This window comes from Corynebacterium sp. LaCa_23, from assembly GCF_058182375.1.
In genome coordinates, this window is sequence record NZ_CP190825.1 from 762,077 (window position 1) to 788,480 (window position 26,404).

26 protein-coding genes and 1 tRNA gene are annotated in these 26,404 nt (G+C 56.0%); 9 read left to right on the top strand and 18 right to left on the bottom strand.

Translation table 11 applies throughout. From position 1 onward, the window contains the following. Window positions 1–12: 12 nt before the first annotated feature. From ACP8IT_RS03780 to ACP8IT_RS03790, 3 genes are read right to left on the bottom strand one after another with little or no spacing between them, the layout of a single operon-like run. Entirely contained in the window at window positions 13–1,170 is a 1,158-nt protein-coding gene (locus ACP8IT_RS03780; protein WP_284612604.1) for an amidohydrolase family protein, read from the bottom strand. After that, window positions 1,160–2,470: a type I glutamate--ammonia ligase gene (locus ACP8IT_RS03785; RefSeq protein ID WP_284612603.1), complete on the bottom strand. Its 1,311-nt coding sequence runs from the start codon at window positions 2,468–2,470 to the stop codon at window positions 1,160–1,162. The genes ACP8IT_RS03780 and ACP8IT_RS03785 overlap by 11 nt, the downstream gene beginning before the upstream one ends. After that, window positions 2,470–3,900, bottom strand: coding sequence for an APC family permease (locus ACP8IT_RS03790; RefSeq protein ID WP_490290435.1), 1,431 nt, complete (start codon window positions 3,898–3,900; stop codon window positions 2,470–2,472). Before ACP8IT_RS03790 ends, ACP8IT_RS03785 begins: the two co-directional genes overlap by 1 nt. Before the next feature lie 158 nt (window positions 3,901–4,058). On the opposite strand from ACP8IT_RS03790, the gene ACP8IT_RS03795 reads away from it, so the two are divergent. After that, a complete protein-coding gene (locus ACP8IT_RS03795) occupies window positions 4,059–4,259 on the top strand; it encodes a transposase (protein WP_474901778.1) in 201 nt (66 codons plus the stop codon). A 227-nt stretch (window positions 4,260–4,486) separates the two neighbouring features. Further along, window positions 4,487–4,993, top strand: a complete 507-nt coding sequence (locus ACP8IT_RS03800; RefSeq protein ID WP_474896250.1) for an IS3 family transposase — start codon at window positions 4,487–4,489, stop codon at window positions 4,991–4,993. A gap of 75 nt (window positions 4,994–5,068) precedes the next feature. On the opposite strand, the gene ACP8IT_RS03805 is transcribed toward ACP8IT_RS03800, so the two are convergent. Together ACP8IT_RS03805 and ACP8IT_RS03810 are read right to left on the bottom strand one after the other, a co-directional pair. Next, the gene (locus ACP8IT_RS03805) at window positions 5,069–5,548 is read right to left on the bottom strand and encodes a hypothetical protein (RefSeq protein ID WP_302527172.1); all 480 of its coding nucleotides are present in this window, start codon (window positions 5,546–5,548) and stop codon (window positions 5,069–5,071) included. Further along, window positions 5,548–6,708, bottom strand: a complete 1,161-nt coding sequence (locus ACP8IT_RS03810; RefSeq protein ID WP_302527173.1) for a hypothetical protein — start codon at window positions 6,706–6,708, stop codon at window positions 5,548–5,550. Before ACP8IT_RS03810 ends, ACP8IT_RS03805 begins: the two co-directional genes overlap by 1 nt. Window positions 6,709–7,025: 317 nt before the next feature. On the opposite strand from ACP8IT_RS03810, the gene ACP8IT_RS03815 reads away from it, so the two are divergent. The 3 genes from ACP8IT_RS03815 to ACP8IT_RS03825 all read left to right on the top strand — a co-directional run bounded on the left by ACP8IT_RS03815 (window position 7,026) and on the right by ACP8IT_RS03825 (window position 8,442). Next, a complete protein-coding gene (locus ACP8IT_RS03815; protein WP_302527174.1) occupies window positions 7,026–7,478 on the top strand; it encodes a DUF2871 domain-containing protein in 453 nt (150 codons plus the stop codon). A gap of 118 nt (window positions 7,479–7,596) precedes the next feature. Continuing rightward, window positions 7,597–7,917 carry an MFS transporter gene (locus ACP8IT_RS03820; protein ID WP_474901773.1) on the top strand — a complete coding sequence of 107 codons (321 nt, stop codon included), beginning with the start codon at window positions 7,597–7,599 and terminating at the stop codon, window positions 7,915–7,917. Between the two features lie 231 nt (window positions 7,918–8,148). Next, window positions 8,149–8,442, top strand: a complete 294-nt coding sequence (locus tag ACP8IT_RS03825; RefSeq protein ID WP_474896246.1) for a hypothetical protein — start codon at window positions 8,149–8,151, stop codon at window positions 8,440–8,442. Here the strand turns inward: ACP8IT_RS03825 and ACP8IT_RS03830 are convergent. From ACP8IT_RS03830 to ACP8IT_RS03885, 12 genes are all read right to left on the bottom strand, one after another. Then, entirely contained in the window at window positions 8,423–10,195 is a 1,773-nt protein-coding gene (locus ACP8IT_RS03830; protein WP_490290436.1) for an ABC transporter ATP-binding protein, read from the bottom strand. The two genes, ACP8IT_RS03825 and ACP8IT_RS03830, sit on opposite strands and share 20 nt — an antisense overlap. After that, window positions 10,188–11,936: an ABC transporter ATP-binding protein gene (locus ACP8IT_RS03835; protein WP_302527178.1), complete on the bottom strand. Its 1,749-nt coding sequence runs from the start codon at window positions 11,934–11,936 to the stop codon at window positions 10,188–10,190. The genes ACP8IT_RS03830 and ACP8IT_RS03835 overlap by 8 nt, the downstream gene beginning before the upstream one ends. Further along, the gene (locus ACP8IT_RS03840) at window positions 11,929–13,413 is read right to left on the bottom strand and encodes an ABC transporter ATP-binding protein (protein WP_284630760.1); all 1,485 of its coding nucleotides are present in this window, start codon (window positions 13,411–13,413) and stop codon (window positions 11,929–11,931) included. The genes ACP8IT_RS03835 and ACP8IT_RS03840 overlap by 8 nt, the downstream gene beginning before the upstream one ends. Beyond that, complete coding sequence (locus ACP8IT_RS03845) at window positions 13,410–14,135, bottom strand: energy-coupling factor transporter transmembrane component T family protein (protein ID WP_284899921.1); 726 nt, start codon at window positions 14,133–14,135, stop codon at window positions 13,410–13,412. The genes ACP8IT_RS03840 and ACP8IT_RS03845 overlap by 4 nt, the downstream gene beginning before the upstream one ends. Further along, entirely contained in the window at window positions 14,132–14,344 is a 213-nt protein-coding gene (locus ACP8IT_RS03850) for an MptD family putative ECF transporter S component (RefSeq protein WP_474901771.1), read from the bottom strand. Before ACP8IT_RS03850 ends, ACP8IT_RS03845 begins: the two co-directional genes overlap by 4 nt. Beyond that, window positions 14,326–14,766 carry an MptD family putative ECF transporter S component gene (locus ACP8IT_RS03855; RefSeq protein WP_474901769.1) on the bottom strand — a complete coding sequence of 147 codons (441 nt, stop codon included), beginning with the start codon at window positions 14,764–14,766 and terminating at the stop codon, window positions 14,326–14,328. The genes ACP8IT_RS03850 and ACP8IT_RS03855 overlap by 19 nt, the downstream gene beginning before the upstream one ends. 206 nt (window positions 14,767–14,972) lie before the next feature. Then, a complete protein-coding gene (locus tag ACP8IT_RS03860) occupies window positions 14,973–15,575 on the bottom strand; it encodes a DJ-1/PfpI family protein (RefSeq protein ID WP_284641631.1) in 603 nt (200 codons plus the stop codon). 113 nt (window positions 15,576–15,688) lie between these two features. Then, window positions 15,689–15,764 (bottom strand) — tRNA-Arg (locus ACP8IT_RS03865). Between the two features lie 114 nt (window positions 15,765–15,878). After that, the gene (locus ACP8IT_RS03870; RefSeq protein ID WP_005279878.1) at window positions 15,879–16,160 is read right to left on the bottom strand and encodes a glutaredoxin domain-containing protein; all 282 of its coding nucleotides are present in this window, start codon (window positions 16,158–16,160) and stop codon (window positions 15,879–15,881) included. Next, a complete protein-coding gene (locus ACP8IT_RS03875; protein WP_284641629.1) occupies window positions 16,160–16,690 on the bottom strand; it encodes a dihydrofolate reductase in 531 nt (176 codons plus the stop codon). The genes ACP8IT_RS03870 and ACP8IT_RS03875 overlap by 1 nt, the downstream gene beginning before the upstream one ends. After that, window positions 16,690–17,517, bottom strand: coding sequence for a thymidylate synthase (locus ACP8IT_RS03880; RefSeq protein WP_284641627.1), 828 nt, complete (start codon window positions 17,515–17,517; stop codon window positions 16,690–16,692). Before ACP8IT_RS03880 ends, ACP8IT_RS03875 begins: the two co-directional genes overlap by 1 nt. A gap of 48 nt (window positions 17,518–17,565) precedes the next feature. After that, window positions 17,566–18,459, bottom strand: a complete 894-nt coding sequence (locus ACP8IT_RS03885) for a Rossmann-fold NAD(P)-binding domain-containing protein (protein ID WP_284641625.1) — start codon at window positions 18,457–18,459, stop codon at window positions 17,566–17,568. 107 nt (window positions 18,460–18,566) lie between these two features. On the opposite strand from ACP8IT_RS03885, the gene ACP8IT_RS03890 reads away from it, so the two are divergent. Beyond that, window positions 18,567–19,235, top strand: coding sequence for a TetR/AcrR family transcriptional regulator (locus tag ACP8IT_RS03890; protein ID WP_490290437.1), 669 nt, complete (start codon window positions 18,567–18,569; stop codon window positions 19,233–19,235). Here ACP8IT_RS03890 and ACP8IT_RS03895 read toward each other — a convergent pair. After that, complete coding sequence (locus tag ACP8IT_RS03895; RefSeq protein ID WP_023017607.1) at window positions 19,232–19,990, bottom strand: 3'(2'),5'-bisphosphate nucleotidase CysQ; 759 nt, start codon at window positions 19,988–19,990, stop codon at window positions 19,232–19,234. The two genes, ACP8IT_RS03890 and ACP8IT_RS03895, sit on opposite strands and share 4 nt — an antisense overlap. Before the next feature lie 35 nt (window positions 19,991–20,025). On the opposite strand from ACP8IT_RS03895, the gene ACP8IT_RS03900 reads away from it, so the two are divergent. From ACP8IT_RS03900 to ACP8IT_RS03910, 3 genes are all read left to right on the top strand, one after another. After that, the gene (locus tag ACP8IT_RS03900; protein ID WP_474901767.1) at window positions 20,026–24,954 is read left to right on the top strand and encodes an Lhr family ATP-dependent helicase; all 4,929 of its coding nucleotides are present in this window, start codon (window positions 20,026–20,028) and stop codon (window positions 24,952–24,954) included. A gap of 70 nt (window positions 24,955–25,024) precedes the next feature. Continuing rightward, on the top strand, window positions 25,025–25,831 hold the full coding sequence (locus tag ACP8IT_RS03905; RefSeq protein ID WP_474897225.1) for a DNA-formamidopyrimidine glycosylase family protein: 807 nt from the start codon (window positions 25,025–25,027) through the stop codon (window positions 25,829–25,831). Between the two features lie 35 nt (window positions 25,832–25,866). After that, a complete protein-coding gene (locus ACP8IT_RS03910) occupies window positions 25,867–26,292 on the top strand; it encodes a YccF domain-containing protein (protein WP_278722712.1) in 426 nt (141 codons plus the stop codon). The last annotated feature ends 112 nt before the right edge of the window (window positions 26,293–26,404 follow it).

A 26,404-nucleotide genomic window follows, 5' to 3' on the forward strand; every position in this document is an offset into this window, starting at 1 on the left:
TTTCCAGCTCTCCTAATCTACTTCATAAAGTCGTGCTGCGTTTTCGTAGCCGATCATCCGAGCGATTCGGTAGCATTCGTCAAGAGGCCAATTCGCTTCTTCGTGGAAGTTGATTAGAGCCTTAGCTAATCCCTCGCGGAACAATTTCGCCCCTAGATAGTATAGCTCAGGGAGTCCAAACGCATCGGAGCTGAATAGAATCTTTCCGAAAGGACTTAGTTCTAGAGATTCAGCAATTACAGCATTAGCGCGGGCCCCAGTGTAATTAATCGCTAGCCCTACATCGAAGTAGACATGTGGAAACACGTCCGCTAGGTACCCCGCCTCTCGATGGTAAGGGTAGCAGTGTAGCAGAGTAAAGCGCGCGCCAGATCCGATCGATTGCCGAAATAGATTGGTAAGCAACAGTGGATTGCATCGATGAAGGTCCACGTCGTCATCGCCATATCCGATATGGAGCTGAATTACTTGAGCTTTGTCGATTGCGAACCACAGTAGGTGTCGAATGATTGTACTATCCTCGAGTCGAATACTTCCTTCCTGGGCTAGTAATTTAGTCACCGCTTTTGATAGTTCATTCTCGGTTGGACGAGTGAATGGGAAATCTAAACCAACCCGGTATGCGGCAATGGACTTTACTCCTATTGCATTTTTTATTCGAGCCCGCAGAGTGGTGTCGAGTTCTTCGAGAAAGGCAGCCTCCTTTTCGTAGGTTTCCTGATCGCGGATTTTTTCAGCTACTTCTTCGGCGACCCTTTCTAGCCGAACTACTTCATGGACAGTTTTCCCGGTTAGTTGATGTAGTTCGTTAGGGGACGTGATCATATCTGCGGAGTGACCTGTCTCGAGACCAAAAGTCTCGATTCCGGTGGCTTCGAGAAACTTCTTGTTAATGCTTTCTGATGGCATAGATGTTCTCTTCGCCATGTACTCTTCTGGTGAGCAAAATGAGTCCAATCCTAAGACTGGAGCACAGGCGCCTCGAACCTGAAAACCAATTTGGGAATCGAATCGAGTCGTTCCGACGGTTGCTGGGCTAGACGACTCGGAAATGAGTTCTTCAAAGTCGGGGCGCTGAAGTTGTTCAGTAACGGTTCCATGGCAGTGGTGGTCGAACAATGGAAGAGAATCCAATGCATGTAGGAACTCATTGATACTCTTAATAGACATCTGCATACACCTCACATTGCTCTTCGATGCTTTTTTCTTCTAACGTGGCAATTTCATCTCGCTTCACCTTAAGGAAAGTTTCTACCCAAGCCTCGGAGAACCAAGAACGAACAACTTCATTTTCTTCGAAAGCCTTTAGGGCTTCTTCCAAGGTCGATGGCAACGGCTGACCCTCGAAAGAAGAGTCTTTGTCCGAGTCCGCTTCACCTACTACCACCCTTACAGGGTCCAAGTTTTCAACTATCCCAGCCATGCCTGCTCGAATGATAATACCCATCAGGATCCAAGGATTTGCTCCGACGTCTCCACCGCGGAACTCAAAGTGGAATTGTTTGTCAGGCTTTCGATTACCAATTTCGTTAGTTGGGCAGATTCTTACAAGTGCTTCTCGGTTTTGTTCCCCGCAGAAAGCCTGCGCGACAGACCACTTATTTGGTTTCAGGCGGTGATAGCTGACGGTAAGAGGAGCGAACAAGCTAGTCATTGGAGCAGCGTACTTTATAATTCCTGCATTAAACTGGCTAGCAATCTTAGACATCCGCCCCGGTTTGTTTGGATCAAAAGAAATGATTTCACCATTGCGTCCATAAAGTCCATAGTGAACGTGTACGCCGGATCCACCCTCGGAGGCGTCTGGGACAGGTGAAAACGTAACCTCACGACCGTAAGCTTTGAAGCAGGTACGCACGATTTCTCTGAGCAGAATTGCACGATCAGCAGCCAAGACTGGATCGGATGGTTTCATAGTGAGTTCATACTGGTAAGGTGCATACTCGGGAAGCCAACATTCTGGTTCAATTCCAGCTTGCTCTAAGATTTCGAAAATCGTTCCTCCTACAGGCTCTCCGTCTACGAAGTTCGAGAACGAAAATGGGTGAGTGGATTCGGAGGCATTTGTTTCGGTGAACTCGTGTTCAAATGAAGCAGTAAGGGTGAGCCCGTGTTCGTCTTTCAGTTCTTCTACCGCATTTTTTAGAAAGGTACGCGAGCAAGACTCCCAAGCCGTTCCATCATTGTTGACTAAGTCAGAAAAGCAGACGTTAAAATCGGGGAGGTTTGGGATTCCCTTCAAATGAAAAAGGGCATTGGGATCTGCTAGTAGGCGAATGTCACCAGTTGAATCGTAAGGAATGCCACTGACGATGTGACCTAGAGGCCCAATTCCCAGGTTGGCTGGCACCCAACCCACGCTTGTGCCTTCTTTGAAGTCCTTTGTGCTTACAGCGCGGCCTTTGGTTCGAGCCGAGATATCGCTTGTTGCGAGGAAAGTAAAGGTGCTTGAGTTTTTGGGGTTAGACATTATTCGATGTCCTCCTTAGTTAGTTTTCTTCCAATTTGGTTAGCTAATCGGGGTTTTGCCAAGACGATTATGAGTCCTAAAAGGCACCAGGCCCCTGAAATCCAAGGGAAGTAGGTGTACGGCGCCTCTTGGCCTACAACTTGAATGAAGTAGACGTAGACTAGATAGCCCACAGCAAGTAGTGGAAAGATGGTTTCCCACCGAGGAATGCTGGAATCTTTTTTTAGAATAAATTTGATAGCCCCTACTGATGCCATGCCATAAGCAACAACCATGCAGAGGGTGGCAATTGTCGCGTACCAATAGTAGATTTCGACGCTGCTCCGCCCAGCAGTTCCAAGTGCGAGAGCCAAAAGCAAACCGATAATGTTAGTGGCCCATACGGAGCTTTTAGGAATAAACGTTTTTGAATCGCGATTTGCGAACGTTGAGGGACCGAAGCCGTCGCGAGCAAGAGTGTGGATGAGCCTGGAGGTGGCGGTACTCGAGCTGAGGAACGCCCCGAATGCAACTGCGAAGGCGATTACTGAAATTAGAACCGAGAACCACTGTCCGATGTACATTGAACCAAGCTGAGTCAAAGTTGAGGACGATTCGGCAAACATAGCTACGCCCTTCTCGTCAGTTCCGAAACCATTGACTTGGGCGAACATGACGAATACGTAGAGAAATCCACCAATGATTACTGCTAGGAGCAATGAGAGTGGAACTGTGCGTTTGGGATTTGCCGTTTCTTCTCCAAGCGATGAACCAGACTCAAACCCTGCCCAGGAAAGGAAAGCGAATACAGATGCCGTCATTACGGCTGACCAAGAATTCCCAGCCGGAGTAAGTGTTTGAAAATCAAGGGAAGTAGAAGCTAAAGAATCTCCTCCGGTCACTTTGACCAATATGACAACGGAAAGGACCACCATCGCTAAGATTCCAACAAAGCCGATCGCAAGCGTCACACGAGCGGCGGCAGATGAGTTTCTTAAATTTAGATAGAGTCCGGCTGTAGAGACAATGATAGGTATGAGAAGCCAAAGGCCAACCGGAGTTTGAGCCCCCAATTCTTGCAACATTGCTTCGAAAAAAACGCTACAGGCGCCCAAAATGCAAGTAGTCATGAAGACATATGTGCCGAGTAATGCGAAGCCGCTAAAGAATCCAGATTTGGGGCCAATGGTGATACCGGCCAACGCATAAACCGAGCCTGCATGTTTAACTCTCTGAAGAAGTCGTACGAAGGCATAGGCAACGAAAAGTGTTCCGGCAAAAGCGATAGCAAATGCGAAAGGAACCGCCTTGCCGACTAGTCCGGCAACTCCGATTCCATTCAAAGACATGGCCATAACTGGTCCCATAAATCCGACAGAAATCGCTGTGACCTCCCAGGCGGAGAGCTTCCTTCTTTCGGAGGGAGGAGAGTTTATTGTAGAGGACCCCATTTTATAGTTCCTTTCACCAAAAGTGTCCTGTGAAACAAACCATACATTACTATGACATAGGTCGCAATGGATGGAATGGGGGAGAAGGGCCTGACTCCTGTTTGGCGGACACCTGATATCCGGCCCAGTCGGGCTGGAAAGAAAGGTAATCTACCACCATGTCCAGGTACTCTGAACAGTTCAAACGCGATGCCGTGGCCCTCTATGAGAACAATGAGGACCTCTCGCTGAACTCAGCATCAGCAGAGCTCGGTATCAACCGTGCCTCGCTTCATGCTTGGGTCAAGAAGTACGGCACCGGCAAACGTGCGCGTATAAAAGCCATACAGGATAAAGCCCAAGCGGCGAATGAGTCATGAGACGGATCCGCCAGCTCGAAAAAGAGGTCTCTAAGCTGCGCGAAGAACGTGACATCCTGCGCAAGGCCGCTAAATATTTTGCTTAAAGCAACTCACTGGAGTTCTGCTTCCAGTTTGTCTATGACCACCGAACCGAGTACTCGGTCAAGCGGATGTGCCATGTGTTAAAGCTGAATCGTTCCTCGTTTTATAAATGGGTCCAAACCCGTGAAAAGCGCAGGTTAAAGATGTATTCTGATGCCGTTATTGGTGCGAGAATCGCAACCATCTTTGATGATGAGCTTGGTCTTTACGGCGCTAAACGCATCGCTGCGAGCCTTAAGGGGGACTCGGCGTATGCCCCGGTCAATCACAAGAAAGTTGCACGAATTATGAAAGCCATGGGACTTAGAGGCTTTACCAAACGCCGCCGATGCATCACTACCAGGCGTAAGCCTGGCCACCGCGTCATGCCGGATGTACTAGGCCCGCTTATTCACAGCCACCGAGCCGAATCGCGTTTACGTCGGCGATATTACCTACCTGCTTCTGGCAAGGGAGGCACAAACATGTATGTGGCCACAGTTATTGACACGTATTCACGCAAACGTGCAGGTCATGCACTCGCAGACCACATGCGGGTCTCACTGGTCATCGATGCCCTAGCCCACGCACACGGCGTGCGCGGCAGTCTTGACGGGGCTATATTCCATTCCGATCACGGCAGCGTGTACACCTCACAAGCCTGGGCCTGACCCGGAAAGTGAACGCGTCGGGGTAGGCCCTTGACCGGATTCTCGAGAGTCGAAATGAGGGTAACCTCACAATCACTATTGGTGGAACAGTTTTCCGTTTTGGTTACTGATGGCCGCTAGACGGTTATAGACCGCCTTGCGACGTTTCTTTGACTGGGCTACCAGTACAAAATCAATATACGCGTGACTATCAGGCGTTCCTTCGAGCATGGAATCATCCCAAACTGAAAGTGCGGATTCATCTGCATCGTAGAGCTCTCCATCTTCAGTTGGTAGTGGAACTTTTTCGATTTCAGCAACGGACATTCGTGCAACCACAGAGGGTGGGGTGAAAGTCTTTCCTTCGCGTTCTTTTCTGGCTCGGATAATTTCGGTCTTTTGCTCTAAAGCGTGAGCTGGGGTGATTTTTCTTTCTTGGTTGACTGAAAGTTTGTTCCCGTCGTTGCTGGCTAGCACGAACGCTTCTGGTGTTACCAATCCATTGTCGAAGTGTTGAGCATTGACGACTCGGAGGATGTTCTGTTCAGGCTCTGAAATTCGTTGCGGTTTATTCACTAGATGATCCTCCGAACCCATTCCATGATGAGATCTGAAGGGTGTTTCCCGAGTGAGTCAACATCCTTGTCGATTGCATTCATTGATTCTGTATTGGATTTATGGAGGTAAAACCCGCCTTCTGGTTCCACTTCGATTGAGAAGTGTTGGTTTCTATCAATCCAAGAAAATTCGATAGCTCCTTCTATTGAAGGTGCGACTGTATGCGGCAATTTCCCTGCATTTACAGCAGCCTTCAAAACTGTTAGGGCTTGGTCGATTTGGTCACTAGCGAAGGGGGCACCATATTCACCGTCCAGCCAGCCTGATTGTAATTCTCTAATCTCATTGAGGCGTGTCTGCAATCGGTTGTAATCGGCGGTGAGCTGGGTCGTGTTGATTTTATCGACAGAGATGAAGCTGTGTGTGTTGGAATTATTTGTAAACTCGACCTGTCCTGTAACTTCGACCCAAGCCCAGGTCTGTTCGTTTTCTCCGTCAATCTCGAGTTCGAACCCGTGGTTATATTTCGCTGTTGCCGAAACTCGGGATGCTGCATCTACAAAACTAAAAGTGCGTTTGGATACGTTCGTGCGACTTATTAGACCGCTGTAGGTAACATATTTATGCAGTGGCCGGTCAAGCTGCTCAATTAGGTATTTACGTGCGACAGTCGTGTAAACAGGTTTCTTGCTCCAGTCGGTGATCCTACCATGTCCGACTTGTAGGTTTTCATCCTCACGGAGGGTGGAACCTATATTGCGGATTGCTGACGGAGGTAACTCAAAAACACTTTGGGGTAGTGGTCCATATTCAGACGCAACTCGGAGAATCTCTTCTAGTTCCTCCATGGCTTGGCGATAATACTCCGTGAATTCGTCAGCGGAAGCGGAGAAGAGTGTTGGTGCGTCTGGGGTACTACGCATTCTTTCCAAGAGTGGCGTTGATGATCCTTCCGCGATGGTGTTGATTCGAAGCTCGAAGTCTTGCCTGAAGTTATTCGGCAGTTTGGAGCTTTCGGGATGCTCTGTTCTCCAGCGTAGTTCGATAAGTTGATAGAGTATCTCGTCTAGTGCTGCGATTTCTTGAGCGGTTGCAGCAGGCATTCCAAAATCTTTGAATCGGTCGCCGTCCAAGTGCAGAGAGGCGACTGTTTCAATATTTGGATCGATTTGAGTCACAGCTATTGAGTATAAGCGGTCGAACACTATGAGACAGTATTTTGGTCGATGTTTTCACGTTCTTCTCCGGTACTGGCAAATTTGATTGATGCTTGGAGAGCAGTCCAATACCCGTTGTACTCGTTTGTGAAACGACTTGTGATCTGACCGCTGATTGGTGAACACGAGGATACGCGCGTCCAATCAACCTACTGGTTGATTCAAGGTTCAACCGCCTCTGCGATTCAAATCCAGAGAAGTCGGGGCAAGATATGTATTTAGAGAAATTGATCCACTCGGCTATCCGGTCAAAACGATGACTGGGAAGGAGTAATGACATGAAGGCTTTGTACAGGGCAGCGATTTTCTACCTTGTCTTGGGCTTGGTCGCCGGCTTGTTTTATCGGGAGTTTACGAAGCTACAAGATTTCCCGGAAGGCGAATATACGCAGCTAAGCGTGGCTCACACCCACTTGCTGGCATTGGGCTTCATGCTATTTCTCATCTTCTTGGCGCTGGAAAAGATCTTCGCATTGTCGCGGCACCGCCAACTATTCAACTCATTTTTCTGGCTGTACAACGTGGGCGTGGTGCTCACCGTCGGCATGCAAATTTCGCACGGCATATTGACGGTGCTGGGCAAGGAATCCAATGAGATGATTTCTGGCATCGCCGGTCTGGGACACATTTTTATCACGGTGGGTCTGACGGTCTTCCTCGTGAATTTGGGCCGGGCTATCAAAGAACCAGATGAGGGCAGCACCAATGCTTCGGTGAACGCCGAACTATGAGCGAGCACAGCGCACAGGAAAACGTTACGGTGCCTACTCGCCGCGATTGGATAAGCCTGGCGGTTCTGTCCGTCGGGCTGGGCGTCATTGTTCTAGATGGCACTATCGTCGGCGTGCATTGCCCTCGATCATCACTGACCTGCAGATCAACCTGACGCAAGCGCAGTGGGTCAACAGCCTTTATGCGGTTTTGTTGGCGGCGCTGCTGCTGTCGACGGGCAAGATTGCTGATACCTGGGGCCGCAAGCGTGCTTTCCTCGCCGGCCTGACTATATTCATGGCCGGCAGCGTAATGGCGGGTTTTTCTACCTCCGCCGCTACGCTGATCTCCGCGCGCGCCGTACAGGCTATCGGCGCCGCGTTCATCATGCCGTCTACGCTCTCTACGGTTAATGCCGTATTCCGCGGCAAGTACCGCGCCGCAGCCTTTGGCGTGTAGGGCGCAGTGATTTCCAGCGCGGCAGCGGTCGGACCGCTTGCCGGTGGTGCGCTGACGGATTGGGTGTCCTGGTATTCGCGATTATCGAGGGCCCCGGCCTTGGCTGGTGGGACCCCCAATCCTCATTCAGTATCTTCAGCTGGACGTGGTCAGAACACGCGGCCATTTCGCCGGTTCCGGTGGCGCTCGCGATTTCGACCGTAGGCTTCGCGCTGTCAGCCATGGCAATCGGTGCATTCTTCTCCAGTGCGGCAGCCCGCCACGTCGCAGTATGGTACGGAGGCGCCTGGCACCGTGCTCATCGGGCTCGGCTCGGAAGCCGTCGGCGTCCTTATCCTCGTCTCGTTTATGGGGCCGGATACGAATGGTTGGATCATCGCCGCGCAGTGGTCGCTCGTCGCCGCCACCGCATTCCTCGCGCTGGGCTTTGTTGGTGCACTTCGGGTGCGCCGTGCTGCGGGGGAGAAGGGTGCCCCCGCAAACAATGCCGATCTCGGTGCCCGCGTTAATCGCGTCCAGAACTGATTTTCCACCCGCGTGCTGCTTTGCGTTGCTGCCAGAAGTGACGGTAGATACCGGGGACATCGGAAAGCTCAGCGTGGGTACCAAGTTGGCTGACGTGCCCGTGTTCATCCAAGACTACTATTTGATCAGCAGATTTGATTGTATCCAGCTTGTGGGCGATGACGATAAAAGTAGACTTCTCCCGTAGCTCGTCCATTGCGGCAAGGATATTTGCCTCATTTTCTGCATCGAGCGCGGAGATAGCCTCATCAAAGAGTACAATCGGCGCTTGCTTGAGCAGCGCACGAGCTACAGATACGCGCTGGCGTTCACCACCGGAAAGAAGCCGCCCGCCTTCACCAACAGGAGTATGCCACCCTAGGCGGTTGGCAATAGAAGTCACGCCTGAAAGATTAGCTGCACGGAAGATTTCCTCATCGGAGGCATCGGGACGACCAACGCGGATATTAGCAATCAGCGAATCATCAAAGAGATAGACGTCCTGAAAGACCATGGATAGTCTGGACATTAGCTGTTCGGTTCCAAGCTCGCGGATATCTACGCCGTCAACCATCACCGCCCCGGAATCTACATCCCAGAATCGCGAAATAAGGCGCGCAATTGTGGTCTTTCCGGAGCCAGAAGGGCCGACAATGGCGGTAACGGTGCCCGGTTGGGCGTGGAAGGCGACATCGACCAATACCGGCTTATCTCCGTATCCGAACGTGACATTGCGCAGCTCTACACTTCCCGAACCATCGCCTGGGCACGGAGTAGTGGGTTCTGGCAGGGAAGGGGCATCGGTGATGAGCTCGGTTTCTGCGAGCGCGATACGGCCTGCGTCTAAACCGACGAAACAAGAGCCCAGCTGCTCAAGCGTGCGGGTAAACCTCAAGCTGATTCCGATGATCGCAATTGTTTCTAGTGGCGATAGGGTGCCTTCAACGGCAAGATCCGCGGAGACCATAATGAGAGCCACGATGAAGATCTGCACTACTATGCCGTTGAGTAGCAAAGCTAATGTGGATATCCATAGCTCGCGTATCCGTGCTTTATGATCGATTTCTAGTGCTTGCTCAAGCGGCGCAAACCCTTGTGATTTTCCCGCCGCGCGCAAGGCCGGCTGGCGGTTAGCAAATTCTACGATGCGCTGGGAGAGCTCTTTACTCGGCCCGAGTGCGCGGTTCGATGCTTTCTCACGAATCCATGCAGCCAACTGCATCACCACGAGCGCCAATGGTGCGATGATTAGAAAGACCAATCCCAACCGCGGATTCCAGAAACACGCTCCAACCAACAGGGTCATAAGTGCTGCACCATCGCGGTACACCATGCCTTGAGTATGTGCAAGAGTCTCGGCCGCCACCATAAAACGATCTGAGACGAGACGAGATAGCCCGCCGGTATTAGCCGGTATGAACCAGCCGAGCGGTAGCGTTGCCAATTTATCGCCCACAGTCGTGTGCGCGGTTCGGATGAAATCCAAGGCCGTGTGGTAAGAGGCCATGGTTGCGAAAAATCGTAGCGCAAAAGCTACGAGCGCAATTGCCAAAAGCGTCCACATCCATGGTGCGATCGTCGTATCCCCATCGAGTGCCTTTGTAAGTGGCACGAGCGTGAGAACGGCGAGGCCGTCAAGCACGCCAACGATAAGCGATAGACAAGCATGCCTTTTATTGAGCTTATGACCTACAGGACTTTGCAGCTTTTTGACACTGCGAGTAAGTAACGGATCACGAAGCCGCGAACTAGCAGGCGTGGTGGCATTAGACATGAGAATTATCCTTCACAGGCTTGAGGCGGATTATTTGGTCTGCGCCTTGGATTGACTCCGGTTTGTGGGCTATGACCAAGACGGTCTTGTCTCTTACGAGTGTGGCCAGAGCCGCTTGAATTTCTGCTTCACAGTCAGGATCAGTTGCCGCAGTAGCTTCATCCAGGATCAATATTGGGGCATTGGTAATAATTGCCCGGGCAATAGAAATGCGTTGCTGTTGTCCACCGGATAAAGAGATGTTCTCACCAACAACGGTGTCGAGCCCAGCTGGTAAAGCGCGAATATCAGCAGCTATGTGCGCGGCCTCTGCTGCTTGCCAGATCTCTTCATCACGAGCTTCTGGGCGTGCAAGGCGAATGTTTTCCCGAATACTCATTCGCAGTAAGTGAGGATCTTGTAAGACGAAAGCCACAGTGCGGTACAAACTGTCGAAAGTGAGATCACGGATATCCACGTTGTTGATAGTGATTGTGCCCGAATCTGGATCCTGGAAACGCGCCAGCATCGTTGCTGCTGTGGATTTGCCAGACCCGGAGGGGCCAATCAATGCCGTGACAGTGCCTGCGTTTAATTGCGCAGAAAAGTCTTGGAGGACTGGTGTGTCTGGGGCGTAGCTAAAGCTGACCTTATGGAACTCCACCTCCATGTCTTCACTACTGGCATCGAGGCTCTTTTGGCCTTCTTTCACGTGGGAAATTGTCATGACTTCATCAAGGCGCAACGCCGCATTGCCAGCGAGCTGGTAAGACCACATCATGCGGCCGACGGTTTGAATCGTGCCCGGGATCACCAGGGCAATCAATGTTGTGGCGATGACTTCAGCAACCGTGACATAGTCCCCGGCTATTAGCAGAGAACCGACTCCTACATTGATAAGGATGAGCACGGGAACCGCCACCACGGATTCTGAAATTGCGCTAACGCGAAGAAGCGGACGTACCCACTCGTAATAGAAGTCAGCGAATTGTTTAGCAGCTTCGCGGTACCGAGCGTGGGCTTTGCCAACGGTGCCGAAAGCCTTGACGACGGAAATACCTTCGGAGAACTCCACTGCAGTGGCAGAAACCTCTCCAAGATAATCGTCCATTTCCGCAGTTTTTGTGCCCATATCTTTCATTGAATACGCCTGGATTGCTAGGAAAATGGGCACAGTGGCAATAGAAAGTAGGCCAAGGCGCCAATCCAAGATAAAGGCATAAACTAGAAGCGCAAGAGGCGTGAAGATTGCGGCAACTTGCTCTACAGGAGCATGGGCTGTCAGGGTGTGCAGAGTTAGCGTATCGTCCTCGACTGCTTTGCGGACTTTGCCGGAATTAGTCTGGCTAAACCACGAGAGTGGTGCTTTCGCAATAGCGGTAATAATTCGGCGCCGGTTAATCCCCACCAGTTTTGCATCAGCGAAGTGGGTGATCGTAAGGGCAAGGAAATAGAAGAATAGCTGGCCCAAAAATGCTGCAAGGAGCCATTTCACAATGGACGCGATGTCATCAGTATTGCCGTCGATTAGAGCATTTCCCAGTGCCACCAACGCGACGTAGGGTGCTACGGCGAGTACCGAGGATATAAGCGCGAGAAACTGTGCGAAGTAGATGGTTATTTGTACTGGGGCCAGTAGCTTTTTTAGAGCAACCTGGCCGGCTTTTTGTTTTGCGCGAGCCTCTTCTTCCGGTGACGCACCGTGTGATTCTGGTGCGTGGGTTCCGCTTGATTCTGTGGAACTTTGTTTTACCTCAGACATTTCTTTCTCGATTCTTATTGATTTCCGTCATATCGATGATTCTGGTGACTGATTCTTGGATGAATTCGTGGTCATGGGTGATAACGATGACCACTGCGCCGCTTGCTGCAAGAGATCGAAGCAGCGCAGAGATGGATTGCAGTTGGCGCCAGCCCACTCCAGAGGTAGGTTCATCGAAGATGTAGACCTCTGCTTGCTCGGCTTGGGCTGAAGCTATGGCTAAGCGTTGCCGTTGCCCACCGGACAGAGACTGCGGATGCCGTTGGGCCATCTTTTCCAGATCGAGGCGATGGAGAATCTCGTTGACATCGATGTGGTCCCGCTTCTTCTTTGCCAGTCCGAGCGTGACCTCTTCTTCGGTGGTGGCAGCGAATAGCTGGCGGCCAACGTCCTGCATCACCATGTACGCGCTACGCCTCCGAGCTGTTGCTCCTACGCGTTTGCTGTTCAAACGGAGGCTACCGCCGCGTTTGGGAGAAGCAAGACCACAAATGATCCTGGCGAGGGTGGTTTTGCCAACACCGTTGGACCCGATTAAGGCGGTGACTTCGCCGCTGGAGAAAAATGCGTGGTCAATGTTTAGCACCTCATGCGTGCCGTAAGAAAAACGGATATTGCTTAACTCGAGTCCGCTCCGCTGGGGATCGGCGTTTTCGGGCGTGGGTGGTGCCGGCACGCTCGCGGGCAGGGGAACGTGGTGTAAGCTGCGTAGCCCCAATTGTTTGCGTTCGGGTTCGTCTAAGGCATAAAACTCTTGCGCGTGGAAACTCCGCGCTATTTTTCCCTGAGTCAAGTAAATAACTTGGTCAGCGATATCTTTTAAGAAAAAGAGGCGGTGATCAGCGATAATGATCGTTGTGCCTAATTCCTTCAAGCGGTGTAGCACGCGTGCAAGAATATCGATGCTTTCCATGGAGAGATTGGACGTGGGTTCATCGAGAAGCACGAGACTGCCCGGAGACACAAGCGCGCATGCGCACGCCACGGTTTGTAATTGTCCACCGGATAATTCTTTGAATCGCCGGCCCCGAAGCTCGTTAATGCCTAGCAACTCGACCGCTGATTGAATCCTCGATTCAATTTCTGCGGGATCCACACCAAGGTTTTCTAGCCCGAAGGCTAATTCTGCATTGACGCTTTCAGTGAAAAACTGCGTCCGTGGATTCTGGAATACTGAGGCGCTGAACTCGATGGCGCGGGAGAGCGGTTCTTCCGCAGGCTTAAAAGCCTGGTCATCCTTTGTAATAGTGATGGTGCCTAGTAGCTCTCCTGGATTGAAATGGGGGATGAGTCCGTTGATCAACTTGAGCACCGTGGACTTTCCCGATCCGGAATCACCGGTAATCAGTAGGCACTGTCCTGGAGAGACAGAAAAAGACACATCAGATACACCTTGAATGCCTGGCCGAGCGCCCAATGGATATGTAAAAGAAACTTCGTGGGCGTTTACACTGGTTGCGATACTGCGTTCGTTCATAAGCGGACCTCCGTGGGAAGCCAGACAGAGGCAACAACGAGGCCCAACCCAGCTATTGCAGTTGCATCGACAAGCTTGAAGGAAAGATCGGCGGTGGTGGTTGGGCGTGTGGGTCCTCCCAATCCGCGGACAAGAGCAGAGGCAGCGAGCTCATCACCAGCGCGGACGACGGCGCCTAACAAGGGGATGATCAGCATCGCGGACGATTGTGTGGGCTGTGTGAACCAGCTTTTTACTCCAGGCTGGAGACCCCGAAGGACCATGGCATCGCGGATGGCTTTGGCTTCTGCCACGATGATCGGCAAAACGCGCAGGAACACCGCCGGTGGAATGGTGGCCCAGCCTGGTAAACGCAGGTCCCGCAGTGCTGAGGTCAACGTGGATGGTGTGAGAGTGAGTAAGCCGAATGCGCCGATGGATATGCTGATGACAAAACGGCTTAGCCACGAAAAAATTGCCGCCGAAAAAGCGAAAAATGTGGAGCCAGGAAGCTGTAATAGGCCCCAATACCCTAGATAGGATAATGCAAAAGCGCACAGGCAAATAAGACCATAGTGTGGCTTTACTGTAGCTAGTGCGATGGAGCTGAAGGCGATAGAAATCAGCAGTGTCGGTAGGTGGCCGTGGCTGAGAGCTACCGCATTGATTACTAGAACAGAAAGCAGCACGGTCCGTGGATCGATTGAAGATCGACGAAGCACGCCCTGTTTGTCCAAGCTCACAGGAGACCAGCGCTTTCAAAGTGTTTGCGACTGACGCGAACTCCGACCTTTCCTCCGATAAAGCCGACGATGAGCGCACAAATGGCCAGTACTCCAATGGTCCATGGCTGGAAGATATCCGACATAGCATCGGCGTATTCTTGGCCCATTTGGTCTGCGATATCGACGTAGTATGAGTCCGTATCCATAATTAGCGGGATAAAAGGCAAAGAAACCCAGGCACAGAAGACGCCATAGGCAATAGGGAAGGACTTAGCAATCCCGAGGTGGCTTTTGTGATAATCAAATCCGCGATAAACCCAAGAATTATGCTTCCCAGCAAGGTCCAGAAGTAGTGCCCGGTGAGCATGAATGCTAATCCGTTAATACCGCCGACAAGGGTGAAAGCGCCCATTTTGGGCGTGCGGGCAGCATAAAGCGCTAGCACGATTCCATTTGCGATTGCCGCGATGAACCAGCCAATGAACATGAATTGTGGTCCTGCGAATCCAACCATCCCGGTTACAAAAGTGATTACAAAGTAAAGTGCAGCAAAGATGCCAGCGTTGATGAGATCTCTGGTGTTTAAACGTGCCGTCGACCCACTGGATGAGCTTGTATTCCGTGCGGGTGTAGAGGACTGTTGGGTCATGGTAAACCTCGATTCATGAACAGTAGGGAAAGTAAGGCTTACCTAAAACATATAATACTGTTTATAAGGTATTTCTAGCTTGATCTGAAGATTTACCCTTAATGGGGGCGAATGCAGATAAGCGGTTTTTAGGGATCATAAAATAACTATTTATTGATATGAGGGAACTAAGGTGTACCGCCTCTGCATGCTTGGACCGAATGAAATCAGACAGCAAACGGATCGTTATCGGGATTGCTGTTGACGATGAGCTCAATATGATTGGTGACAGAGGATGCTGTTTCTTCACCGAAGAAGTGAGTAATGAAAGCCACCGCCATATCAATTCCTGCCGCCACACCGGATGATGTCCAGAGGTTGCCGTCGTGGACCCATCGAGCTTGCTTTTTCCATTCAATTTTCTGGCCGTGCGTTCTAACCCAGTCGAACGCGTTCTTATTTGTGGTAGCGGTGTGGTTTTCTAAAAGGCCCGCGGCGGCGAGTAGCGCTGACCCAGTACAAACTGAGGTGATGATGTCCGCCGAGCCTGCAAGGGCGGTTAGCTGGCGGAGGAATTCTGGATCTTGAACAAGTGAGCGTGTACCGCGTCCTCCTGGCACAAGCAGAGTATCTCCAGAGAAAGATTCAAAACGCATTGTCGGAACTATGCGTACCCCTTGAGCGCTGCTTACCGGACTGTCATGTTTTGACAGATAGTTGACTTCAAGGCCTGGTGTATTTGCGAGTACTTCTGCGGGGCCAAAAACATCGAGTAACTCGAACCCATCAAAAAGTACGATGCCAATGTTGTGCGGACGCGTCTGGCTCATGACTAAACCGTATCAAAACCGATTTTGACGACCTTAGTGTTTTGGTACGCGGGGTCAATAAGCAGAAGCGTGGAAAAATCTACCCCTCTGATGCAGGTCAGAGGGGTACAAATTGGTGCCCCAGAGAAGATTCGAACTTCCGACACCGGCTTTAGGAGAGCCGTGCTCTATCCCCTGAGCTACTGGGGCGGGGATGTTGCTCATGCAACTCGGATCATCATAGCAGTGCGGCGCGAGTGCGCCCCAAAAGGCTGCGTGCGCGGCCGTTTGTATAGGTCGGGCAAGCAGCCTTAGCTATGGGGTTTAGGCGCCTGCCAGCTCTTCCTGCTTGTTGCGCACGGAGGATGCAGGCGGGTTGGTCTCGTGGGTGCCGTCGGAGTACAAGACGGTGGGGATGATGCGGTTGCCGTCGTTGACGGACTTGATCCACTCGTTGATGTCGTCGGCGTTATCGCCTTCTACGTCCACGAGCTCGTAGGGGGTTTCGGTGCGGTCCAAGTTCTTAATGAGCTTGGCGCAAAATGGGCACCAGTCGGCGTAGAAGATGGTGACATCGGCATTGGTTTCGGGTGCTTGTACAGTCATTATGCTGCGTCCTTTCTATCGTAAGTTAAAAAGCGGTACTTCATGGGTAGCTCGCTGGCCGGCTGCTCGGGAAGCTCTAAATGCCCTTTGTCAGAGGTAAGCCAATCCGTGCTGTAGGCCAAGCCGAACGTATCGGGGATATCCGGGGCAAAGACGGCATCCTCGCCATAGATATCGCCGATGTTTACGCCCATGAGAGTGACCTCGATGCGGTCCACCTGGTCCAAGGCGGCGGTGTAGATTTGGCCGCCGCCGATGACCCAGGCATCGGCAAGCGCGGGCATCGTCCTGCCCACCGTAGCACCAGCTGACCACGTACCGGGCGCGCGCGAGGAGAGCACGTAATTCTCCCGGCCGGGCAGGGGGCGGAACTTGGGGTTGAGGGATTCCCAAGTCTTGCGGCCCATGATGACCGGCGCGCCCATGGTGACGTCCTTGAAGTGCTTGAGGTCCTCCGGCACGTGCCAGGGCATCTGCGCGCCATCGCCGATGATGCCGTCCAGGGACTGCGCCCAGATCGCGCCGAGCATTAGACCGACACCTGCGCCTTGATGGCCGGGTGCGGGTCGTAGCCTTGCACCTCAAAATCGGCGAAGTCATAGGAGAAGAGGTCCTTCGCCTTGTTGAGTTTAAGCTGCGGGTACTCGCGCGGCTCGCGGGACAGCTGCTGCTGTACCTGCTCTACGTGGTTGTTGTAGATATGGCAATCGCCGCCGGTCCAGATGAGATCGCCCACCTTGAGGCCGACCTGCTGGGCAAACATGTGGGTCAGCGCCGCATAGGAGGCAATATTGAAGGGCACGCCCAGGAACATATCCGCCGAGCGCTGGTAGACCTGTAGCGACAGCGTGTCATTGGCCACGTAGAGCTGGAAGAGCAGGTGGCAAGGCATAAGCGCCATCTGGTCGAGCTCAGATACATTCCACGCGGAGACCAGGTTGCGGCGCGAGTCCGGGTTGTTCTTTAGAGTATCGAGCGCCTGCTGAATTTGGTCGATGTGGCTCCCATCCGGGGTGGGCCAGGAGCGCCACTGCACACCGTAGACCGGGCCCAAATCGCCATTCTCATCGGCCCACTCGTTCCAAATGCGCACGTTATTATCCTGCAGGAATTTCACATTGGAATCACCGCGCAGGAACCACAGCAGCTCGCCGATGATTCCGCGGAAGTAGACCTTCTTCGTGGTCAGCAGCGGGAAGGATTCCGCCAGGTTATAGCGCAGCTGTGCGCCGAAAATGGAGCGCGTGCCGGTGCCAGTGCGATCGCCTTTGGCCGTGCCTGATTCGAGGACGCGGCGGAGGAGATCCTCATACGGGGTTTTGATAGTGGCACTAGAGGCGGTGGACGTATCACTCATGGTGCCCCAGTGTAGAACGTTAGAAAGCCATGGGGATAGTTGGAGTTTTTATTTCCTGTCGGCGCTGGTAGTGGGACTGCTTGCGCGAAGTGTTTCTCGCAGTGCCTGCTCGATCGGGGTAGCTTCCCACTGGGCGTCGGCACCACTCAAGATGGAGGGGCGCTCCCACAGATAGCGCATCTCCAACAGCCCATTAAGATCGGAGTTAAAGAGCCCGCCAAGCTTGAGCATCCACGGACGCAGCGTTATGGGCGAGTGCCGGCAGCCTGCGAGATGTGCGAACTCCGCTTGGGTAATTGCAGGGGCGCAGGGTACGGAAATGATAGGTGGGCTGGTGGGGTCAAGGAGGGCATCGGCAAGCGCGCGGCCAAAGTCCGGAAGGTAGGTAACCGAATGCTTGGTATGCGCATTGAAGAGCGCGAGGGGAATGCGCTTGCCGATGATCAGTTGGTGATACACGCACCCCGGGCCAGAATCCGGGCCAAATAGATCTGCGGCCACCACCGATACGGTGCGGGCAGGTGAAGCGAGGCGAGTATTGATGAGCGCAGCGCGCACACCGGGTTTTCCTTGTCTGGATGTGGTTAAAGGGGTACCGGGTGAAAACGATTTGTAGCTCGGATCGAATCCGTAGATGGATTCTGGAAAGACGATAGGGATGGCGCGTTCGGCGGCGATGTGGAGGGCTGTGTCCTCAGCGGGGATGAGGAGCGTACGCCATGCCTCGACGTTATAAGCTGCGTGGATGCAGTGGACAATGCCGTCGACGTCTGCGGGATAGGACTCTTTTTGGGTGGCATCGCCGGTGATGTGCTGTACGTGTGGGCCTAGGTCGAGTGTGGAACCGTGGCGATTCATGATGATGCATTCATGGCCTCGGGCGGTGAGTTCGCGGGCAACCGCACGGCCAACGGGTCCAGCGCCAGTGATAAGGTATTTCATTATCCGGAGTCCTATTCATATTAGTGACTGGTGCTCTCTAAAAGTATAGGGCGGGGCCACTGAAAGCAAGAGCAGTGCTCTCTTTTGTGAGTTGCTATAGTTTTCCCATGGCACAAACCCCACGCGAGCGCGCCCGAGAGCAGACGATGACCCGCATCATCGAGCTGGGACGGCAGCAACTAGCTAGTGGTGGTGTAGAGGCGCTGAACCTACGGGCCATAGCCCGTGAGCTAGGAATCGTCCCTTCTGGTATTTACCGCTACGTACCGGATAGGGCGAGCCTTATTACTCTCCTCATTGTTGATGCTTTTGACTCCCTTGATGGGGCAGTGGTGCGGCGCGATGATCCGAGTGCGCAACCGCGTGAGCGATTCATTGGCCTCGTAGGTGCGATGAGGCAGTGGGCCCTTGAATTTCCGCAACGGTGGGGGCTGATTTACGGCACCCCGATTGTGGGCTATCAAGCGCCAGCTGCCGAGACGATAGCAGCGGGTACCAAAGTTAGCCGCCGCCTCGCCGCCTTGCTAGAACAGTCTACGGTCGCGTCGTTGGGGCAGCGATCGCGCCAACTGGATGCAGATATGGATGCAGCCGCGAAAGATATGGGCTCCGAGCTCAGCGCGGACGCCATGGAAATGGCGTTGGAGGCTTGGGTGAGGATCATCGGGCTGATCAACGCCGAGGTTTTCGGCTACCTAGGGCGCGATACGCTGAGCGAGTTCGCTGAGTTCCATGCCCGCGCTGTGTCGCGGCTCGCCGATGAGTTAGGGCTCTAAAATCCGCCATTCTCCTCGGCAAAGGCCGCGGCGTGCTCTAGAATCTCGTCTTTGAGCTCGGGGCGGCAGATGAGCAGATCGGGGATGAAGGTGTCCTCGTTATTGAAGGTGATGGGGCTGCCGTCGAGGCGGGAGCAGTGCAGGCCGGCTGCCATGGCAACGCCTACCGGGGCGGCCTGGTCCCATTCGTATTGGCCGCCGGCGTGAATATAACCGTCATAATCACCCAGCAGCACGTGCATGGCCTTAGCGCCAGCGGAGCCGACGCCCTCGGTTTCATAGCCCATCTTTTCCGCGATGTAGCCGGCCACCTTGGGCGGGCGGTTGCGGGAGATGACGAATTTCTTGGATAGCGGGCCGGCGACGGCGCGCACATCGGAGGACTTGAAGGTCACGCCGTAATCCGGCAGGCCCACCGCGGCGTGGACTGGGGTGCCGTCCTCAACGAGGGCGATGTGTACCGCCCAGTCCTGGCGGCCGGTGGCAAATTCCTTGGTGCCGTCAAGCGGATCCACGATCCAGACACGCTTCTTTTTTAACCGGGCAAGGTCATCGGAGGCCTCTTCAGAAAGCACGCCATCGCCGGGCCGGTGCTGTTCTAATACGCGGGCGATCCATTCTTGGGCGGCGTCATCGCCGGCATCGCCAAGCGAAAGGCCCCGTAGCAGGCCACCATTGCGCACACCCTTTAAAATCTCGCCGCAGCCTTGGGCGAGCGAATTGGTCAGGCGGGAATCAGAAATCTCGACGGTCATGGTGCCCACATTACAACGGGGACTAGAGTGTGGTCATGCCAGAAAACATCCTCGAGCGCTTTCGCCCCCAAGTGGCGCAGTGGTTCCAGGATGTTTTTGCCGCTCCCACCGCGGTACAAGCCCAGGCATGGGACAAGATTTCCCGCGGGGATCACGCCCTGATGGTTGCCCCCACTGGTTCCGGTAAGACGCTCGCGGCGTTTTTATGGGCGCTAAATAACCTGGTAGAACGCGAAGGCCAATTGGCCCTGCCGGTAGGCAATGCTGCTGGCTCCGCTACCGGGGTGCGGGTGTTGTATATCTCGCCGCTCAAAGCGCTGGGCGTGGATGTGGAAAATAACCTGCGGGCGCCGCTGACCGGCATTGCGCGCACCGCGGAAAAGCTGGGCCTGGAGGCGCCGAATATTTCCGTGGGCGTGCGCTCGGGCGATACACCCTCGGCAGAGCGTTCCCGGCAGGTGCGCAAGCCGCCGGATATCCTCATTACCACCCCGGAATCGGCGTATTTGATGCTGACCTCAAAGGCGGCGGGGATTTTGAAAACCGTCGATACCGTCATCATCGATGAAATCCACGCGCTGGTCGGCACCAAGCGCGGCGCCCACCTCGCCCTGACGCTGGAGCGCCTGCAAGAAATTGCGGGGGATTTTCAACGCATTGGGTTATCAGCCACGGTGCGCCCGCTTTCGGCCGTCTCGGATTTCTTAGGCGGCAACCGCCCGGTGGAAATCGTGGCGCCGGAAGCGCACAAGAAGTGGGACTTGGATGTGCGCGTGCCGGTAGAGGATATGTCGGATCTTCCTACGCCGGAGGCGGGCTCGACCATCGGGGAGCTCACCGTCGATGATGCCATCGGCATTACCGGCGGGCCGGAAGGCAGCGGCGACGGCGGGGAAGAATTCGGTGGGGAGGACTTCGGCGGGGAAGAAGACACCGCGCTGCCCACCGCGAACTCCATCTGGCCGTTTATTACCCAAGACCTCTACGCGGACATCATGGCGCATCGCTCCACGCTGGTCTTTGTGAATTCGCGGCGCAGCGCCGAGCGACTGACCAGCCGGCTTAACGAGCTATACGCGCAGGAATATGACCCGGATTCGCTCTCTCCCGAGACCCGGCGCGATCCCGCCCAGTTGATGGCGCATTCGCACGTTGCGGGCAAGGCGCCGGCGGTCATCGCACGGGCGCACCACGGCTCGGTGTCCAAGGACGAGCGCGCCATGACGGAAACGATGCTAAAGGAAGGCACGCTGAAGGCCGTGGTGGCCACGAGCTCGCTGGAGCTGGGCATTGACATGGGCGCGGTGGATTTGGTGGTGCAGGTAGAATCGCCGCCCTCGGTGGCCTCAGGCCTGCAGCGCGTGGGCCGCGCCGGGCACCATGTGGGCGCGGTATCGCACGGCGCGTTTTATCCCAAGCACCGCGCGGACCTGGTGCAATCGACGCTAACGGTTGCGCGCATGCGCGGCGGGATGATCGAGAAGATGCATACCCCGCGCAATCCGCTGGACGTGCTCGCGCAGCAGACCGTGGCGGCGGTGGCCGCAGCGGGCGAGGAAGGCTTAAGCGCGGATGACTGGTATGACATCGTCAAGCGCAGCCATCCTTACCGCGAACTGGCCCGCGAGGTTTATGATTCCGTCATCGATCTGGTCAGCGGCGTGTACCCATCCACGGATTTTGCGGAGCTAAAACCCCGCGTGGTCTATGACCGCGTATCCGGCGTGATGACCCCGCGGCCGGGGGCGCAGCGCGTGGCCGTGACCAGTGGTGGCACCATCCCGGATAGGGGAATGTTTGGCGTCTTCCTCTATAGCGGTGGGGAATCCGGGAAGGCCCCGCGCCGGGTGGGCGAGCTCGATGAGGAGATGGTTTATGAATCCCGCGTGGGCGATGTCTTTACCCTGGGCGCGACCAGCTGGCGCATCGAGGAGATTACCCGCGACCAAGTCCTAGTCACGCCCGCGCCGGGGCATACGGGCCGGCTACCATTTTGGAATGGCGATGGCGCCGGGCGCCCCTATGAGCTGGGCCAGGCCTTGGGCGAGTACCGCCGCGAGGTAAATACGGACCCGAGCATTATCGCGGATGCTGATGAGAATGCCCGCAGCAATATCTTGTCCTACCTGCGCGAACAGCAGGAGGCCACCGGGGTTATTCCGGATGAAAAGACGCTCGTGCTCGAGCGCTTCAAGGATGAGCTGGGGGACTGGCGCGTGGTGCTGCACACGCCCTTTGGCCGGCCGGTCAACTCCGCCTGGGCCTTGGCGGTAGGCGCGCGGGTGGGCGAGCGCACCGGCATGGACCCGCAGGCGGTGGCCGGCGATGATGGCATCGTGCTGCGCCTGCCCGAGGGCGAGGCCGATCCCGATGGCACCATTTTTGCCTTCGACGCCGACGATATTGCCGATGTCGTAGCCGAGCAGGTGGGCAATTCCGCCCTTTTTGCCTCCCGCTTCCGCGAGTGCGCGGCCCGCGCGCTGCTTTTGCCCCGCCGCAATCCCGGCAAGCGCGCCCCGCTATGGCAGCAGCGCCAGCGCGCCGAACAGCTTTTGGATGTTGCCCGCAAGTACCCGTCCTTTCCCATTATTTTGGAAACGGTGCGCGAGTGCGTGCAGGACGTTTACGATGTCCCGGCGCTGCAGGAGGTCATGCGCGATCTGGGGCACCGCCGCGTGCGCATCGCGGAGGTCACCACGGAGCAGCCTTCGCCCTTTGCCTCCTCGCTGCTATTTAATTACACCGGCGCCTTCATGTACGAGGGCGATTCCCCGCTGGCGGAAAAGCGGGCGGCGGCCCTCGCCCTTGACCCAGCGCTCTTGGCCAAGCTGCTGGGCACTGTAGAGCTGCGCGAGCTTTTGGATCCCGCGATCATCGACGAGGTCCATACCCAACTGCAGCGCACCGCACCCTCGCGCCGGGCGCGCACCACCGAGGAAGTCGCGGATCTCCTGCGCGTGCTGGGCCCCATCCCGGTCGAAGAGCTGGGCGAGCATACGGATGTTCCCCTGGCCGCCTTGGATAACCTGGGCTCGCGGATTATGCGGGTGCGCATCGGCGGGCGCGAGCACCTTGCCCAGTCCCAGGATGCGGCGCTGCTTCGCGATGCCCTCGGTATCCCCATCCCTCCCGGCATCCCCGCCCAGGTCGCCACGCTTGCCGATGCCCTCCCACAGCTCATCAGCCGCTGGGCGCGCACTCGCGGCCCGTTCGTGCTCGCGGACCTAACCGCTGCCTTCGGCATTTCCGTCTCCGCAGCACACACCACTCTGGCTAGCCTGGATTCGATTGTGGAGGGTCACTACCGGCAGGGCATCGATGAGCAAGAGTACTGCGCCGCCGAGGTTCTAAAGACCATCCGCTCGCGCTCGCTCGCGGCCGCGCGCGCGGATACCGAGCCCGTCTCCGGCGCCGCCTTCGCCCGGTTCCTCCCAGAATGGCACGGCATCGCGCCCGCTGGTAAGCGGCCCGCACTCCGCGGTGCTGATGGCGTATTTTCTGCCCTCGAACAGCTCGCCGGGGTACGCCTTCCCGCCTCGGCCTGGGAGTCCATCATCCTGCCCGCCCGCGTGGGCGATTATTCGCCGCGCATGCTGGATGAGCTGACCGCCAATGGTGAAGTGATGATCGTCGGCGCTGGAAAAGCCGGAGCCGCTGACCCGTGGGTGATGCTCCTGCCCACCGATTACGCCGCCCAGCTCGCCCCCGAAACCGATTCGGAGGGCGTGAGCATGTTGCAGCGCGCTATTTTAAGCGTGCTGGAACGCGGCGGTGGCTTCCTCTTTTCTGATATCGCTGCTGAGGTTCCCGGTACCGCCGAGGAAACCCGCGAGGCCCTTTGGGGGCTGGTGGAAATGGGCCTGGCCAGCCCGGATTCCTTCGCTCCCATCCGCACGCGCTTATCGGCAGGCGGGCGAGGGGCCTCCCGCGCCAGTCGCGGTTCTACGGCCCACCGCTCCAAGCGGCGCCCCACGCGCTCGCGGCTGCGCATGGGCCGCACCTCGTTTGCCCAGACCCAGAACGCCAACGGAGGAGCCGGCCAGACCCCGCCCGATATGCTCGGCCGCTGGTCGCTGGCGGTGCCTGCCGCCCAGGACGCCACCTCGCGGTCCGTGGCGCACGGCGAGGCCTGGCTGGATCGCTACGGCGTGGTCACCCGCGGCTCCGTGGTGGCCGAGGACGTCCTCGGCGGCTTCGCGCTGGCCTATAAGGTCCTGTCCGGCTTTGAGGAATCCGGCAAGGCCATGCGCGGCTATGTCATCGAAGATCTCGGTGCCGCGCAATTTTCCACCCCGGCCATTATCGATCGCCTCCGTGGCCTAGCGGATTCCCCCGATGTCACCGGCTGGCCGTCTGGTACCACCGATCCAGAGACCTTCGTGCTCGCCGCCGTGGATCCCGCCAACCCCTACGGCGCGGCGCTGCCTTGGCCGCAGCGCGATGATGCGGGTGGCAAAGCCACCGGCGGGCCGGCCCGCTCCGCCGGGGCACTGGTCGTGCTGTGCGATGGCCTCCCCATTGCCCACCTCACCCGCGGCGGCAAGACCTTGACCACGTTTATCGACGCCCTGCCCGATGGAATCGAGACCACCGACGTCTACGCCCGCCTCCTGTCCGCGCTCGTAGAACTCATCGCCGCCGGGCACATGTCGCCCCTGGTGATTGAAAAGTGCAATGGCAACCCCATCCACCACACCCCGGCGGCTAGCATCCTGCGCTCGCTGGGGGCCGGAATCACCCCGAAGGGCGTGCGCATTGTCGGTCGCGCCGCGCCGCCGCGGGTCCCGCGCCACGGGGCGAAGGACGGCTCGCCGGAGGATTTTCGCGGTGATTCGCGTGGCGGCCTGCGCGGCGGCAGGCGTGCCTCCGAGGCCATCGAGGAGCTCAGCTTCGACGATCCGCCTCCGCCCCCGCCACCTCGCAATTCTGGTGGCTTCCGCCCGCGCGGCGGGTACCGTCGCTAGCGCTACACGCCCGCAGGTGTATTTTGGTGGGGCCACTGTGTCTGAGTCCGACGGAAGGAGGCCAGCCCCCATGCCCGAAGGCGATTCCGTCCTACAACTTTCGCGCCGCCTGCAGTTTATGACTGGGCGCGAGGTCACCGGCTGTTCCGTGCGCGTGCCGCAGCACGCCACCGTTGACCTCACCGGCACCATTTGCGAGCGCGTGTGGCCCTATGGCAAGCACCTCTTTATGCAATTCGACCAGACCATCGTGCACACCCACCTAAAAATGGAGGGCACCTGGGCCATCCACTACGCCGGCGACCGCTGGCGCAAGCCCGGCCATAGCGCGCGCATCGTGCTGCAACTGTCCCATTCACCGCGCGATATTGAGCTCGTAGGCCACTGGTTGGGCTTTGTCGATATCTTCGATGCGGATCAGTACTTTAGCCGCATCAACCACCTTGGCCCGGATATCTTGGACCCCGACTGGGATCGCGAAGAGACGGTGCGCCGTTTGCGCGCGCGACCCGAGCGCAGCATCGGCACGGCGCTTTTGGACCAGAAGATCGTGGCAGGCATTGGCAATGAATACCGCGCCGAAATCTGCTTCCTCGCCGGCGTTCACCCGGCCGCCCCGGTGGCAGAGGTGGATGTGGAACAGGTATTGGACATCGGCAAGCGCATCATGTGGGCCAACCGGAACTCGCCCATCCGCGTGACCACCGGCGTGCGCCGGGCCGGGGAGACTACCTATGTCTTTGGGCGCAACCGCAAGCGCTGCCGGCGCTGCGGCACCATCATTCAGAAGGATTCTTTGGGCGGCGTTGACCGCGGTGGGGACGAAGGTGAATTAGAGCGCATCATCTGGTTCTGCCCGCACTGCCAGCCGCTCTAAGGTTCCTTTACGCTTTTCGCGCTAAGCTGGCGGGCATGCGATCACTACTAAATCTTGTTTTTAATATCATCTGGTTACTCTCCGGCGGCATCGTCCTTGCGCTGGGCTACTTCCTTTTTGGCATCATCGCCTGCATCTTCATCGTGACGATTCCGGCGGGTGTGGCCTCGTTCCGCATGGGCCAGTTCGCGCTGTGGCCGTTCGGCCGCTCCGTGGTGGAGCCCCGCAAGGGCACCGGCGGGATGTCTGGCATCTCCAATGTCATCTGGTTCGTCATCGCTGGCCTGTGGCTATCCATCGGCCACGTCGTTACCGCCGTCATCCAGGCGATTACCATCATCGGTATCCCCGTTGCCTGGGCCAACCTCAAGATGATTCCAGTGACCTGCTTCCCGTTCGGCCGCAAGGTTGTGAGCTCGAAGAATATCCCGTCCGGTTGGCAGCCCATGGTGAGGCTGTAAATTCACCTCGCCTGAGAGCGCCTGGCCCGAAGCGACACGTTGCTCCGCGGCTGGGCGCTTTAGTGATCTGTGGTGCTTAGGCACGAAAGTGTCCACAACAACCGCGTTTGTC

Excerpts from the sequence above, each read along its gene's own strand:
- ACP8IT_RS03870 (WP_005279878.1), bottom strand. The coding sequence starts at position 16,160 with ATGACTGTACAAGCACCCGAAACCAATGCCGATGTCACCATCTTCTAC.
- ACP8IT_RS03815 (WP_302527174.1), top strand. The coding sequence starts at position 7,026 with ATGAAGGCTTTGTACAGGGCAGCGATTTTCTACCTTGTCTTGGGCTTG.
- ACP8IT_RS03910 (WP_278722712.1), top strand. The coding sequence starts at position 25,867 with ATGCGATCACTACTAAATCTTGTTTTTAATATCATCTGGTTACTCTCC.
- ACP8IT_RS03800 (WP_474896250.1), top strand. The coding sequence starts at position 4,487 with ATGTATTCTGATGCCGTTATTGGTGCGAGAATCGCAACCATCTTTGAT.
- ACP8IT_RS03895 (WP_023017607.1), bottom strand. The coding sequence starts at position 19,990 with ATGACCGTCGAGATTTCTGATTCCCGCCTGACCAATTCGCTCGCCCAA.
- ACP8IT_RS03840 (WP_284630760.1), bottom strand. The coding sequence starts at position 13,413 with ATGAACGAACGCAGTATCGCAACCAGTGTAAACGCCCACGAAGTTTCT.
- ACP8IT_RS03835 (WP_302527178.1), bottom strand. The coding sequence starts at position 11,936 with ATGTCTGAGGTAAAACAAAGTTCCACAGAATCAAGCGGAACCCACGCA.
- ACP8IT_RS03855 (WP_474901769.1), bottom strand. The coding sequence starts at position 14,766 with ATGACCCAACAGTCCTCTACACCCGCACGGAATACAAGCTCATCCAGT.
- ACP8IT_RS03780 (WP_284612604.1), bottom strand. The coding sequence starts at position 1,170 with ATGTCTATTAAGAGTATCAATGAGTTCCTACATGCATTGGATTCTCTT.
- ACP8IT_RS03900 (WP_474901767.1), top strand. The coding sequence starts at position 20,026 with ATGCCAGAAAACATCCTCGAGCGCTTTCGCCCCCAAGTGGCGCAGTGG.
- ACP8IT_RS03875 (WP_284641629.1), bottom strand. The coding sequence starts at position 16,690 with ATGCTCGGCGCGATCTGGGCGCAGTCCCTGGACGGCATCATCGGCGAT.
- ACP8IT_RS03795 (WP_474901778.1), top strand. The coding sequence starts at position 4,059 with ATGTCCAGGTACTCTGAACAGTTCAAACGCGATGCCGTGGCCCTCTAT.
- ACP8IT_RS03890 (WP_490290437.1), top strand. The coding sequence starts at position 18,567 with ATGGCACAAACCCCACGCGAGCGCGCCCGAGAGCAGACGATGACCCGC.
- ACP8IT_RS03790 (WP_490290435.1), bottom strand. The coding sequence starts at position 3,900 with ATGGGGTCCTCTACAATAAACTCTCCTCCCTCCGAAAGAAGGAAGCTC.
- ACP8IT_RS03880 (WP_284641627.1), bottom strand. The coding sequence starts at position 17,517 with ATGAGTGATACGTCCACCGCCTCTAGTGCCACTATCAAAACCCCGTAT.
- ACP8IT_RS03860 (WP_284641631.1), bottom strand. The coding sequence starts at position 15,575 with ATGAGCCAGACGCGTCCGCACAACATTGGCATCGTACTTTTTGATGGG.
- ACP8IT_RS03885 (WP_284641625.1), bottom strand. The coding sequence starts at position 18,459 with ATGAAATACCTTATCACTGGCGCTGGACCCGTTGGCCGTGCGGTTGCC.
- ACP8IT_RS03905 (WP_474897225.1), top strand. The coding sequence starts at position 25,025 with ATGCCCGAAGGCGATTCCGTCCTACAACTTTCGCGCCGCCTGCAGTTT.
- ACP8IT_RS03830 (WP_490290436.1), bottom strand. The coding sequence starts at position 10,195 with ATGTCTAATGCCACCACGCCTGCTAGTTCGCGGCTTCGTGATCCGTTA.
- ACP8IT_RS03785 (WP_284612603.1), bottom strand. The coding sequence starts at position 2,470 with ATGTCTAACCCCAAAAACTCAAGCACCTTTACTTTCCTCGCAACAAGC.